The following is a 12972-nucleotide window of genomic DNA, read 5'->3' as shown; positions in this document are numbered from 1 at the left end:
TGTAATAAAACAGCTGTCATCCTGAGCAAAGCGAAGGACCTTATCACGCTAGAATAATTGTCGAAACAACGACTCGTTTTAACGGGAGAAGGTCCTTCGCTTTGCTCAGGATGACAGCTGTTTTATTAAGACTGTATTGACTGTATGGATGAATTGTACTTCTACCTCTACTTAACGTTCACCACGTTCATTGCGCGCTCTAGGCCCATGGTACCGAAGGCCAGCACGGCATCGGCGGCTTTTTCAATGCGCAGGGGTAAATCAATCTGCTCATCGGTAGAAAACGGATCCAGCACATAATCTACCTGTCGGCCTTTGGGAAAATTAGCGTCTACCCCGAAGCGCAGGCGGGCATATTCATCGGTGCCGAGGGTTTCCTGGATGTGCTTGAGGCCGTTGTGCCCGCCCGCTGAGCCTTTGCCTTTCAGGCGCAGCTTGCCGTAGGGGAGGGCCAGATCATCCGTCACCACCAGCATATTTTCCTTCGGAATTTTGAGGACATTCAGCCAGTGGGCAGCGGCTTTACCGCTCAGGTTCATGTAAGTGGTAGGCTTTACCAGCACAAAGGTTTTCCCCTTATGCTTGATTTCCGTCACGAAGGCGTGGCGGCCTACCTCAAAATGCGCGTCGTGTTTTTTGGCCAGATAGTCAGCCACCATAAACCCAATATTATGGCGCGTATCGGCGTATTCGGCTCCAATATTTCCCAGCGCCAGAATGAGGTATTTCATAGACCACGGATTCGACGGATTTTGCGGAGGCCACGGGTTTCGTGACCAATTCCTCAGGCAGTAAGCCCGGCCGTCTGGTTTGTCGGGTAAAATTATCTAAACAACTACAAAAAAAGCCGCCCTGCGAGCAGAGCGGCTTTTGGTAATGAGGAATCCGGCGGTTTCCGAATCGGCCACGAAATCCGTGGCCTCCGCAAAATCCGATAGAATCCGGGGTTCTTACTTCTCGGCAGCCAGGGTGCCTTTCAGAGCACGTGGGATGGTTACCGTAGCAATAGGAGCCTGGGGGTTGGTGAGGATAGTGAAGCCTTTAGGCTCTACTTTGCTCACTTTGATAGACTTACCCAGCGCCAGATCAGAAATGTTTACTTCCACATAGTCGGGCAGGTTAGCAGGCGTAGCTCTTACTTTCAGCTTACGCAGCTTGCTTACCAGCTTGCCACCGGCCAGTACGCCCGGCGAAACGCCGATGTACTTCACGGGGATGTCCATCTTAATTTCTTTGCCTTCTTCCAGTTCCAGGAAGTCAACGTGCAGCAGCATTTCGTTCACGGGGTGGAACTGAGCGTCCTGCACAATGGCGCGGTACATGGTACCCTCTACGTTCAGATCAACGATGTGAGCTTCGGGGGTGTACAGCAATTCGCGGAAGAGGATGGCCGGAGCCGAGAAGTGAACCTGCTCGGTGCCGCCGTACAATACGCACGGTACATACGACTCAAGGCGCAGTGCTTTCGCATCCTTCTTACCGAGATTCGCTCTTTTAAACCCTACAATCTCGAGGCTTTTCATAAAAGTGGTTTTTGGAGAAATGGACCGCCTACCCACAGCAGGCAAACGGGCCGCAAAGATAGGCGGATTGTTTGGGAATCGAAAGCCGCTACACAAACAGCGAGCTAATGCTCTCGTGCGTTACCACGTTGCGAATAGCACGGGCAAACAAATCGGCCAGGGAAATCACCCGGATTTTCTCATTCGGCTCTTTCAGCGGAATGGTGTCAGTAATCACCAGCTCCTTTAACACGGAGTTGCGAATCCGCTCGTGGGCCGGGCCGCTGAGCACGCCGTGCGTAATCACTGCCCGCACCGACAGAGCACCCCGTTCCATCAGCAGCTCAGCGGCTTTGCAGATCGTGCCGGCCGTGTCTACAATGTCATCCACCAGCACCACGTTCATGCCGGTTACGTCGCCAATTACCTGCATAGAGGCAATTTCATTGGCCCGCAGACGCATTTTGTCGCAGACTACAATCTCGGCCCCAAATTTCTTGGCGAAGGCCCGGGTACGCACCACGCCGCCCACGTCGGGGGAAGCAAAAATCAGATTTTCCAGGTTCAGGGACTTGATGTAGGGCGCCGACACGGTGGCGCCGTCCAGATGATCCACCGGGATATCGAAGAAGCCCTGGATCTGACCCGCGTGCAGGTCGCAGGTCATCAGGCGGTCGGTGCCCACGCTCTGCACAAAGTCGGCTACCACTTTGGCGCCGATGCTCACGCGGGGCTTGTCTTTGCGGTCCTGGCGGGCGTAGCCGTAGTAGGGCATTACTACTGTAACGGAGGCGGCGGAGGCGCGCTTGGCGGCATCCACCATCAGCATCAGCTCCATCAGGTTTTCAGCGGGCGGGTTGGTGCTCTGAATGAGGAACACGGCGCAGCCGCGGATGCTCTCATTAAAGCTGGGGCCCAGTTCCTGGTCCGCGAAGCGCTGCAGGCTCAGGTCGCCGAGGGGCTGGCCAAATGCGGCGGCTATCTTTTCACCGAGCTCGTGGGAAGCATTTCCTGCGAAGAGTTTTACTTGGGGTGCCATGGCAATAGTAAAAGGGTGGGTAAGAAAAGACCTCATTCCGAATTTCCGGAAGAAATGGCAGAAACTGAAAAAGCGAAAGGCGCCGAACCTTCCGGAGAGGAAGATTCAGCGCCTTTCGCTTTTCTTAGTCGGTTGTCCGACCAGGGCTCGAACCTGGACTTTCTTGAATCAAAATCAAGCGTGTTGCCAGTTACACCATCGGACAATTTCCCAGCCAGCACTGCCGTTTGGGTTCGCAAATGTACAACGGCTTTGATTCAAGGCAAGTTTTCCGGCAAATATTTTTTGAATGACTTCTGCGTTTGGGACGCATTAGGGGCATTTTTTTAGGCTTGAACGGCTGATTTTCAGTTAAAAATGGTTTTAGGGCGCCGGAAAAAACTTTCTGGCCAACCGGACTTTGGCAAAGCCGGGATTAAGCCGTAGTTTTGCGCCCTGAAATCTTGCCCACCCTATATAATAGAATCGCACATGGCGAATACCGGCAAAATCACCCAGGTTATCGGTCCAGTTGTGGACGTAAGCTTCGCGGGTGAAGGCTCTAAGCTTCCTAATATCCTCGACGCAGTCGAAGTCACCAAAGATAACGGCCAGGTAGTCGTGCTGGAAGTGCAGCAGCACTTGGGCGAAGACCGTGTGCGCACCATTGCCATGGACTCCACCGAGGGCCTGACCCGCGGTGCGTTGGTTCGTGACCTGGGCTCGCCCATCACCATGCCTACCGGCGATGGTATCAAAGGGCGTCTGTTCAACGTTATCGGCCACGCCATTGATGGCATTGCCCAGCCCAAGAGCGACGGTGCTCTGTCCATTCACCGCAATGCGCCGGCTTTCGAAGACCTCGCTACTTCCTCGGAAGTGCTCTTCACCGGTATCAAAGTAATTGACCTGCTTGAGCCCTATGTAAAGGGTGGTAAGATTGGTTTGTTCGGTGGTGCCGGCGTAGGCAAAACCGTACTCATCATGGAGCTGGTAAACAACATTGCCAAGGCCTACGGTGGTCTGTCGGTGTTTGCCGGTGTAGGTGAGCGTACCCGTGAGGGCAATGACCTGCTGCGCGAATTCCTGGAATCAGACGTAATTAAGTACGGCGAAGAGTTTAAACACTCGATGGAAGCCGGCGGCTGGGACCTCTCCAAAGTAGATGAGGATGCTCTGAAAGACTCGAAGGCAACCCTCGTGTTCGGTCAGATGAACGAGCCTCCCGGAGCCCGTGCCCGCGTAGCCCTCTCGGGCCTCACGGTAGCCGAAAGCTTCCGCGACGGCGACGGCACCGGTGCCGGTCGTGACATCCTGTTCTTTATCGACAACATCTTCCGCTTCACGCAGGCGGGTTCGGAAGTATCGGCTCTGTTGGGTCGTATGCCTTCGGCCGTAGGTTACCAGCCCACGCTGGCTACCGAAATGGGTGCCATGCAGGAGCGTATCACCTCTACCAAGCGCGGTTCCATCACCTCGGTACAGGCCGTTTACGTACCTGCCGATGACTTGACTGACCCGGCTCCGGCCACGACGTTTGCTCACTTGGACGCCACCACGGTACTGTCCCGTAAGATTGCCGAGCTGGGTATCTACCCCGCAGTAGACCCCCTGGACTCTACCTCGCGCATTCTGTCGGTAGAAGTACTGGGCGAAGAGCACTACGGCACGGCCCAGCGCGTGAAAGAAATTCTGCAGCGCTACAAAGAACTGCAGGACATCATCGCCATTCTGGGTATGGACGAACTCTCCGAGGAAGATAAGCTGACGGTAACCCGCGCCCGCCGGGTGCAGCGTTTTCTGTCGCAGCCCTTCCACGTAGCCGAGCAGTTCACCGGCCTGAAAGGCGTACTGGTTGACATCAAGGACACCATCAAAGGCTTCAACGAAATCATCGACGGCAAGTATGACCACCTGCCCGAGGCTGCTTTCAACCTGGTAGGCACCATTGAGGATGCCGTTGTCAAGGGCGAGAAGCTGATTGCGGAAGCCAAGTAATTTGGTTGTTGATTGCCAAGTGATGATTCTTCACGGGTCTGCATCTGGCAATCAGCCCTTCACACTCAACAACCAAAAAGATGCATCTGGAAATCATCACCCCGGACCGGAAAGTATTTGAAGGCGAGGTTTCCTCGGCTCAGTTTCCGGGTGCCGATGGCCTGTTTGAGGTTCTCAATAACCACGCACCCCTTATCTCGGCGCTGAAGCCCGGTGAGGTAACCATCATGGGTATTGGCGGCCGTGAGTCGTTCCGTATCGAAGGTGGTGTGGTAGAAGTTCTGCGCAACAACGTTATTGTGCTGGCCGAAGCTGTTGTGGCCTAAGCTGAAAGAAGAATAAAAAAGCCCCGCGGCCTCAGGCTGCGGGGCTTTTTTTGTGTTTAAGACCTCAAATAGTGCAGCCTATGCTTTAGCTTGCAATGCGAATTACAAAGTGCGGATTTGCAACAGTGCCGCTCGTTACCAGTTGACGCCCAATGAAAATCACCCCCAAAATCACCCCAATCTACCAAACCTCCGTTTTCAAGTTTGAAGACCTGAACGAGCTGGAGCTGTATTTTGGGGAGCCCGGCAGCCGCTACCTCTATTCGCGCAACGGAAATCCTAACTCTGATGAGCTGGCCGAAGCGGTGAACAAGCTGGAGTGTGGGGCCGGGGCCATTGCCACCGGCTCGGGTATGGCGGCCATTTTTGCCGCTATTATGGCCTGCTGCCAGGCCGGCGACCATGTGCTCTGCGCCGCTGATATCTATGGGGGTTCATCGGCGCTGTTGAATGCAGAGCTGAGCCGGCTGGGCATTTCCGCCACGTATGTGCCCTTTGAGCAGCTGGAGGCCTTACAGCCCTTTATACAGCCCACCACGCGGCTGCTGCTCTGCGAAACCATCAGCAACCCCCTGCTGCGCGTAGCCGACCTGGCCCGGGTGGCCGCGGAGTGCCACCGCCACGGGCTGAAACTGGTGGTGGATAATACCTTTGCCACGCCCTTGCTTACCCGCCCGCTGGCGCTTGGGGCTGATATTTCCCTGCACAGCGTAACTAAATACATAGCCGGCCACAGCGACGTAACTGCTGGCGCCGTGGTGGCTACTGACCCCGTCATTATAGCCCGTCTTAAGCAGATTGGCGTGTTTTACGGCCTGACGCTGAGCCCCATGGAAAGCTGGCTGGCCGTGCGCGGGCTAAAAACCCTTCGGTTGCGGGTCCGGGAGCATAGTCATAATGCTCTGGCCATTGCGCAGTTCCTGGCTGCCCACCCCGCCGTAAAGCAGGTGTATTACCCTGGTCTTGCTAGACACCCGCAGCACCAGCTAGCCGCCGAGCAGGGAAATGGCCTGTTTGGCGGCATGCTTTCCTTTAAGCTGAAGGATGAAGCGGCCGCCGTAAACGACTTTATGCAGCGGGTGAAGCGCTTCCCGTTTGCGCCTTCCCTGGCCGGGGTCGATTCTTCTATTTCCTACCCCCTGGGTACTTCACACCGCTCCCTTACGCCCGCTCAGCAGCAGGAACTGGGCATAACAGTCGGGCTGATTCGTGTATCGGTTGGGATTGAGCCTGTGGGGGAATTGATTGCTGATCTGGAGCAGGCCCTAGCTTAGCCTAGCCTACGATACCAGCAGTTCTTTAATCCCATCCACCACCCGGCGCAGGTCAATATCGGTCATGGCGGAGCCGGAGGGCAGGCACAGGCCCTGCTGGAACAGGCGCGCACTGACTTCGCCCCCGTACATGGGAGCATTGGCAAAAAGAGGCTGCAGGTGCAGGGGCTTCCAGAGCGGGCGGCTTTCTACGTTGTGCGTTTCCAGGTGCTGGCGCAGCTGCTCCGGGGTAACGCTGGTCTGCTCCGGATCCAGCAGCACCGTAGTCAGCCAGCGGTTGCTGCGGCTTTTGGCAGGTTCCGTGGGGCCTACCGTGAGGCCGGGAATATCCTGCAGGTGCTTCTGGTACCAGGCAAAGATTTCCCGGCGCTTCTTCACCCTATCATCAAGCAGGCCCATCTGCCCCCGGCCAATGCCGGCCAGCAGGTTGCTGAGGCGGTAGTTGTAGCCGGTGGTTTCGTGCTGGTAGTGTGCCGCCGCTTCCCGGGCCTGGGTGGCCAGAAAAAGCGCCTGCGTGGCTATATCCTTCCGGTGAGTGATGAGTACGCCGCCACCGCTGGTAGTCAGGATTTTGTTGCCGTTGAAGGAGAATACGCCCACCGCGCCAAACGTGCCCAGCGCCTGCCCGTGGTAGAGGGAGCCCAGGCCCTCAGCCGAATCTTCCAGCACCGATATGTTGAATTCTTCGGCAATAGCCATTATCTCTCGCATTTGGGCAGGCATGCCGTAGAGGTGCACCAGCACCAGGGCTTTGGGGGTGCGGCCGTGCCGCTGCCGGTCCTCAATGGCTTCGCGCAGCCGGACGGGGTCCATGTTCCAGGTTTCCGCTTCACTATCCACAAAAACCGGCGTGGCACCCACGTAGGTGATGGGATTAGCCGAGGCCACAAAGGTGAAGGAGGAGCACAGCACTTCGTCGCCGGGGCCCACGCCTAGTGCCAGCAGGCCCAGGTGAATGGCGGCGGTGCCGGAGGTAAGGGCTACGCCGTGCCCGGCCCCCGTGTATTGGCAGATATCCTGCTCGAACCCGGTGATGTTGGGCCCTACGGGCGCCACCCAGTTATCCTCAATGGCTTTGTGTAAATAATTCAGCTCGTGCCGCCCCAGGTGGGGTGGTGACAAATAAATCCGGTCGTGGTCCTGACTGCGCATAGGTGGAAAAAGATACTGAATACCGGTGGAAGCGCTTCCAGACCGAAAAAAGCAAGTGAGAATAGGGGGGTAGCTCTACAACGAGGAACCCACCACTTTTATGACGGAAGCCGGCACGCCCACGGCGGTGCAGTTGGCCGGCAGGTTTCGGACGGCTACACCGCCCGCCCCCAATATGGTCTGTGCGCCTACCCGCACCCGGTTGAGCACGGTGGCGTTGGTGCCCAGGTACACACCGGTTTCCAGATACGCCTCGCCACCTACGTTGGCATGAGGCATCAGGGAGCAGAAGTCTTCCAGCACGGCATCATGTCCAATGGTGCAGCCCAGGTTCATAAGCACATGCCGGCCCAGTTGAATATCGGTGGTGAGAATACAGCCCTGCGTGATGATGCTGCCCGCGCCAATCTGCACCTGCTGGTAAGGCTGCAGCGACACATCCGGGTGAATGAGGGTGGCATACTCCAGGTGAGGAGCGGTGAGCCGGGCCACTACGGCGGCGCGGCTGTGGCTGCTGCCTACGGCTACCACTACATGCAGCGGCCCGGTGGTAGCATTCAAATCCTTGACGGTTCCGCAGTACGGAATGCCGTTAATTGTATCAGTAGCAGGGCGCTTGTCATCATAAAAACCGATGACTTCCCAGGTAGGTGACACTTCATTTATCTGATGAACCAGCATCAATATTTCCCGGCCCAGGCCACCGGCCCCAAAAATGGCTAGGGGCCGAATCACTGAATGGTCAGCATCATGTAAATCAGAAAAGAATAATTGCGTCATACGTTACCAGCAGATTCAGAAGAAATAGGGGCGCCCTGGAAGGCTTCCATTGTGGCCTGGCCTTCGGCAGAAATTCCGTGGGCGCTCAGCACCCGCCCGGCCGTGCGCAGCAGAATGCGAAGATCAAGCCTAAAGGAAAGGTGCTCGACGTACCAGACGTCGTAAGTGAATTTTTGTTCCCAACTGATGGCGTTACGGCCGTTTACCTGCGCCCAGCCCGTGATGCCCGGCCGCACCAGGTGGCGCCGCGCCTGCTCCGGCGAGTACAAAGGTAGGTACTCTGGCAGCAGGGGGCGCGGTCCGATCAGGCTGATTTCGCCGCGCAGCACGTTCCAGAGTTGGGGAAGCTCATCCAGGGAGGTAGCGCGCAGCCAGCGGCCCAGGCGGGGCAGGCGGTCGGCATCGGGCAGCAGCCGGCCGTTGGCGTCGCGGGTTTCCGTCATGGTCTGGAGCTTGTAGAGGGTGAATAAACGCCCGTGTAAGCCGGGGCGCTGCTGCCGAAACAACACCCGGCCCTGGTTCTGCAGGGCTAACAGCGCGGCGGCCGGCAGCAACAGCGGCAACGCAAGGAGGGCCAGGGGCATGGCCAGGCCTACATCCAGCAGCCGCTTACCGCGTCGCGCATACCAGGAAGAGCCATTTATCACTGCCGACGACATACGAAATCCAAACAGATGCAGATGTACGGCCAAAAATAGGGTTTGTGCGATAAGCACGCTCGAGTTTGGCTTGCCGGCCGTAGCTTGCGCCGCCCAATTCCGCTGCTTTATGCTCGTTTTTCCCAACGCCAAACTCAACCTCGGTTTATACGTGACCAGCGTACGGCCCGATGGATTTCGCAACTTGGAATCGGTATTTGTGCCGCTGCCGTGGTGCGATGCGCTGGAAGTACTGCCCGCCGCCGACACTACGCTGACCCTCACCGGTATTCCCATTCCCGGCGACCCGGCCACCAACCTCTGCCGCCGTGCCTACGAGTTGCTGAAGACCGATTTTAACCTGCCGCCGGTGCAGATGCACCTGCACAAAGTGGTACCCATTGGCGCCGGGCTGGGTGGCGGCTCCGCCGATGCCGCCTTCATGCTGCGGGCCCTGAATGAGCTTTTCTCTCTTCAGCTTTCACCAGAAAAACTGGAAGTCTATGCCCGCCAGTTAGGCTCCGATTGTGCTTTCTTTATTCAGAATAAGCCGGTATTTGCCTATGAGAAGGGCGACGTTTTCGAGCCGGTTTCCCTCAAACTGCAAGGCATAGCCTGCCAGGTAATCTACCCCGGCCTGCACATCAGTACTGCCGAAGCCTACGCCCGGGTGCAGCCCCGCCCGCCCCGCCATGCCCTGCGTGCTGCCTTAGCGCAGCCCATGGAAACGTGGCGCAACACCGTCAGCAATGACTTTGAGGATGCCCTCACGCCACACTATCCGGTGTTGGGGGAGTTGAAGCAGGCGCTTTATGCCGCCGGGGCCACCTATGCCAGCCTCTCGGGCTCCGGCTCGGCAGTATACGGGCTGTTTCCCGGGATGGAAGAGCCGCCCCATGTGACACTACCGGCAGAATATCTGGTGTGGAACGGTAAATTATAGTAGCGCGAAGCTCCGGCTTCGCGCTACGCTTTATACCATTATCTCCGCAGCCTCGGCTTTGCGCCGACGGCGGGCCGCCCATTGATCCAGGACCGGATGAATGAGCACACTGAACAGGATGACGAGCGTGCCCAGATAGAACCCGCCGGACATTTTTTCCTGTGAGCCGAAAATGAGCACGGCCAGTAGAATGCCGTACACCGGCTCCAGGTTAATAGTGAGGTTGATGACAAAAGCGGACAAGCGCTTCATCAGTTCCACGGAGGAGGAAAAGGCATACACCGTGCAGAAACCAGCCAGCAGCAGCAGCCACAGCCAGTCCATGGGTTTCAGAGCCAGCTGCAGGCCGGTCCCGTTGGTATAGAAGTGGCTGTAAATGGGGAAGAACAAGGCAATGCTCCCGCAGGCCCCCAGCATTTCATAAAACGTGAGCCGGAGCGGGGCGTGCTTCTTCACCAGTTGCGAGTTTACCACGCTGAACAGCGCCGACAAGCCCGCCGAAATAACCGCCACGCCCAGGCCCAGCAGCTGGTCCAGCTCTGCCTGCGACACCAGGTATAGCCCCACCATCGTCAGCAAGCCCAGGCCTACCTCATACGCCCGGATGCGCCGCCACAGCAGCAGAGGCTCCAGCAACGACGTCCACAAAGCCAGAGTAGCCATGCCGGCCAGGCACACGCTAACCGACGACAGGCGGGCGGCCAGAAAGAAGGTTATCCAGTGCGTAGCTACCAACGCGCCCACCCCCAGCAGGCGCAGTGCCTCCGCAGGGGCCACGCGCCATTCCTGCTTGCGCATCATCAGTAGCCCGGCAAGGCCCGCCGAGGCCAGCAGCGTGCGCCAGAACACCAGCTCTACCGGCGGCACCGAAATCAGCTTGCCCAGAATAGCCGTGAACCCCCACAGCAAAACAATGAAATGAAGCCGGAGGTAGTCTTTCAGCATAACAGGGAAACAGGCAGAGCGGATAAATAAATGAAAGCTTCCTTCGGGGCGTTACTTGGGAATGAACCGATAGAGCACGGCACCAATCATGGTAAACACTAGGCTGGGCACCCAGGCCGCCAGCATCGGCGACAAATCGCCCACCAGGGCCAGGTTCCGGCTCAGAATCACAAAGATGATAAACACGAAGGCCAGCGTGAAGCCCAAGGCTATTTGGCCGCCCACCCCGCCGCGGGATTTCCGGGAGCTCAGAATAACCCCGATGATGGTGAGAATGATGATGGCAAAGGGATATGAATACCGTTCGTACTTCTCAATCAGGTAGATTTCCGTATCATCGGAGCCGCGGTCCAGCTTCTGCTTAATGTAGCGGTTAAGCTCCGGCAGCGTGAGGGTCTCGCTCAGGCGGTAGGTGCTGGCAAAGTCCTTGGGGTACAGATTGAGGGTGGTGTCACGGGCGGGATAGGCACGCAGGGTTTCCTTCTCCCCATCAAAAGTATGCACCAGCTGCGGCGTGAGGCGCCAGGCTTTTTTGGTGGAGTCCCAGGTAATGGCGTTGGCCGTTAGGCGGCGCTTGAGCTGGGTGCCTTCTATCGTTTCCAGCGCAAAGCGGTAACCCACGTTGTTCACGTTGTCGTAGCTCTCCATGTAGGCGTAGCTCTTGGGGCCTACCTTAATATGGATGTTGCGCGCCTGAAAACGGAAGGGGTTCTTAATGTAGGCACGCTCAAAGGCTACGCGGGTTTTATTAGCGTTGGGAATCACCCAACCAATCAGCCCGAAAATGGAAACCCCGATAATGGTGGCGCCCATGATATAGGGCACCAGCAGCCGCTGAAAGCTCATGCCACTGCTCAGCATGGCCACAATTTCGGTGCGGGCAGCCAGCCGCGCCGTGACAAATACTGTGGCAATAAACACGGTGATAGGGGAGAGCAGATTGGCGAAATACGGAAACAGGTTCACGTAGTATTCCGAAATAATCTTCCAGGCCCCCAGGTTGTGCTTAATGAAGTCGTCATTCTTCTCCGTGAAATCAATCACGCAGATAACCGACACCAGCATAATCACCGTGAACAGGTAGCTGGTGAGGAATTTCTTGAGAATGTATTTATCGAGGAGCTTCATTCAGATGCTTTAATCTGTCCTGCCGGTATCGGCAGCACCACTAACGTAACGCGCACTTACAGCCGTACCATCAGCTGCTTTACCATGCGCTCCTTCCATTCCAGAAAGGTACCGTTTTGGATGCGCTGCCGGGCCTCGCCCACCAGCCACAGGTAAAAGGAGAGGTTGTGCACCGAGGCTACCATGCCGGCCAGATACTCCGTGCTCTGGAACAGATGGCGCAGGTAAGACTTGGTGTAAAACGTGCTGGCGTAGCCGCCCAGTTCAGCGTCAATGGGGGAGAAGTCAGCTTCCCACTTCTTGTTTTTGATGTTGATGATGCCCTGCGTGGTGAACAGCATGCCGTTGCGGGCATTGCGGGTCGGCATCACGCAATCAAACATATCTACGCCCAGGGCTATGTTCTCCAGAATGTTGGCCGGCGTGCCCACGCCCATGAGGTAGCGGGGCTTGTCTTTGGGCAGGATGTCGCACACAATTTCCGTCATCTCATACATCAGCTCGGCGGGCTCGCCCACGCTCAGGCCGCCAATGGCGTTGCCCTCGCGGCCCTGCTCGGCCACAAACTCGGCTGATTTCACGCGCAGATCCTTAAAGGTGCTGCCCTGCACAATAGGAAACAGCGTCTGCTGGTAGCCATACAGGCCTTCGGTGCTGTCAAAACGCTCGATGCAGCGCTTCAGCCAGCGGTGCGTCATGTCCAGGGAGCGGCTGGCGTAGTCGTACTCGCAGGGCCAGGGCGTGCATTCATCAAAGGCCATAATAATATCGGCCCCAATCACGCGCTGAATATCCATCACGCCTTCCGGCGAAAACAGATGCTGCGAGCCATCAATGTGGGAGCGGAACTTAACGCCCTCTTCCTTGATTTTGCGCGTTTTGCTGAGCGAGTACACCTGGTACCCGCCGGAGTCGGTGAGAATGGGCCGGTCCCAGCCGTTGAACTTGTGCAGACCGCCGGCCTGCCGCAACACGTCCAGACCGGGGCGCAGGTACAGGTGGTAGGTATTGCCCAGAATAATCTGGGCCTTAATATCTTCTTTCAGCTCGCGCTGATGCACTGCTTTTACCGAGCCTACCGTGCCCACCGGCATAAAAATGGGCGTTTCAATGCTGCCGTGGGCAGTGTGTACCACCCCGGCCCGGGCTTTGGTGTGGGGGTCTTGAGCTACGAGGTCGAACGTCATGCGGAAGGAAGGAGATGCCGGTTGCACGTCAGAAAATGGCGTTTGTCATGTCGAGCGAAGTCGAGACATCTCGCGTGCTGA

Annotated in this window: 13 protein-coding genes and 1 tRNA gene; 4 read left to right on the top strand and 10 right to left on the bottom strand. The window is 57.1% G+C overall.

The features are described from left to right. Positions 1 to 167: 167 nt before the first annotated feature. The 4 genes from pth to AM218_RS10750 all read right to left on the bottom strand — a co-directional run bounded on the left by pth (position 168) and on the right by AM218_RS10750 (position 2746). Positions 168 to 731, bottom strand: a complete 564-nt coding sequence (gene pth / locus AM218_RS10765) for an aminoacyl-tRNA hydrolase (protein WP_054413866.1) — start codon at positions 729 to 731, stop codon at positions 168 to 170. 219 nt (positions 732 to 950) lie between these two features. Next, the gene (locus AM218_RS10760) at positions 951 to 1523 is read right to left on the bottom strand and encodes a 50S ribosomal protein L25/general stress protein Ctc (RefSeq protein WP_054413865.1); all 573 of its coding nucleotides are present in this window, start codon (positions 1521 to 1523) and stop codon (positions 951 to 953) included. An 88-nt stretch (positions 1524 to 1611) separates the two neighbouring features. After that, positions 1612 to 2541, bottom strand: coding sequence for a ribose-phosphate pyrophosphokinase (locus tag AM218_RS10755; protein ID WP_054415511.1), 930 nt, complete (start codon positions 2539 to 2541; stop codon positions 1612 to 1614). 132 nt (positions 2542 to 2673) lie between these two features. Next, positions 2674 to 2746: transfer RNA gene (locus AM218_RS10750), tRNA-Gln, on the bottom strand. A gap of 266 nt (positions 2747 to 3012) precedes the next feature. On the opposite strand from AM218_RS10750, the gene atpD reads away from it, so the two are divergent. The 3 genes from atpD to AM218_RS10735 all read left to right on the top strand — a co-directional run bounded on the left by atpD (position 3013) and on the right by AM218_RS10735 (position 6118). Next, positions 3013 to 4518, top strand: a complete 1506-nt coding sequence (atpD, locus tag AM218_RS10745) for a F0F1 ATP synthase subunit beta (RefSeq protein WP_054413864.1) — start codon at positions 3013 to 3015, stop codon at positions 4516 to 4518. 80 nt (positions 4519 to 4598) lie between these two features. Next, entirely contained in the window at positions 4599 to 4844 is a 246-nt protein-coding gene (gene atpC / locus AM218_RS10740) for an ATP synthase F1 subunit epsilon (RefSeq protein WP_044512221.1), read from the top strand. A 152-nt stretch (positions 4845 to 4996) separates the two neighbouring features. Continuing rightward, entirely contained in the window at positions 4997 to 6118 is a 1122-nt protein-coding gene (locus AM218_RS10735; RefSeq protein WP_054413863.1) for a trans-sulfuration enzyme family protein, read from the top strand. Positions 6119 to 6124: 6 nt separating this feature from the next. On the opposite strand, the gene AM218_RS10730 is transcribed toward AM218_RS10735, so the two are convergent. The 3 genes from AM218_RS10730 to AM218_RS10720 all read right to left on the bottom strand — a co-directional run bounded on the left by AM218_RS10730 (position 6125) and on the right by AM218_RS10720 (position 8742). Beyond that, complete coding sequence (locus AM218_RS10730; protein WP_054413862.1) at positions 6125 to 7270, bottom strand: DegT/DnrJ/EryC1/StrS family aminotransferase; 1146 nt, start codon at positions 7268 to 7270, stop codon at positions 6125 to 6127. A gap of 75 nt (positions 7271 to 7345) precedes the next feature. Then, a complete protein-coding gene (locus tag AM218_RS10725; RefSeq protein WP_054413861.1) occupies positions 7346 to 8050 on the bottom strand; it encodes an acetyltransferase in 705 nt (234 codons plus the stop codon). Next, on the bottom strand, positions 8047 to 8742 hold the full coding sequence (locus AM218_RS10720; RefSeq protein WP_316937414.1) for a sugar transferase: 696 nt from the start codon (positions 8740 to 8742) through the stop codon (positions 8047 to 8049). Before AM218_RS10720 ends, AM218_RS10725 begins: the two co-directional genes overlap by 4 nt. Positions 8743 to 8818: 76 nt before the next feature. Here AM218_RS10720 and ispE point away from each other — a divergent pair, with 76 nt between their 5' ends. Continuing rightward, positions 8819 to 9631: a 4-(cytidine 5'-diphospho)-2-C-methyl-D-erythritol kinase gene (gene ispE, locus AM218_RS10715; protein WP_054413859.1), complete on the top strand. Its 813-nt coding sequence runs from the start codon at positions 8819 to 8821 to the stop codon at positions 9629 to 9631. A 30-nt stretch (positions 9632 to 9661) separates the two neighbouring features. Here ispE and AM218_RS10710 read toward each other — a convergent pair whose 3' ends face one another. From AM218_RS10710 to tgt, 3 genes are read right to left on the bottom strand one after another with little or no spacing between them, the layout of a single operon-like run. Beyond that, entirely contained in the window at positions 9662 to 10576 is a 915-nt protein-coding gene (locus AM218_RS10710; RefSeq protein WP_054413858.1) for a DMT family transporter, read from the bottom strand. A gap of 51 nt (positions 10577 to 10627) precedes the next feature. Beyond that, positions 10628 to 11704 carry an LptF/LptG family permease gene (locus AM218_RS10705; RefSeq protein ID WP_054413857.1) on the bottom strand — a complete coding sequence of 359 codons (1077 nt, stop codon included), beginning with the start codon at positions 11702 to 11704 and terminating at the stop codon, positions 10628 to 10630. A gap of 56 nt (positions 11705 to 11760) precedes the next feature. Further along, complete coding sequence (gene tgt / locus AM218_RS10700; protein ID WP_054413856.1) at positions 11761 to 12891, bottom strand: tRNA guanosine(34) transglycosylase Tgt; 1131 nt, start codon at positions 12889 to 12891, stop codon at positions 11761 to 11763. Positions 12892 to 12972: the final 81 nt, after the last annotated feature.

The sequence above is a fragment of the Hymenobacter sp. DG25A genome (assembly GCF_001280305.1).
GTDB lineage: Bacteria > Bacteroidota > Bacteroidia > Cytophagales > Hymenobacteraceae > Hymenobacter.
The sequence above is the reverse complement of the archived record's forward strand: the minus strand, read 5'-3'. Positions and strand labels throughout refer to the sequence as shown.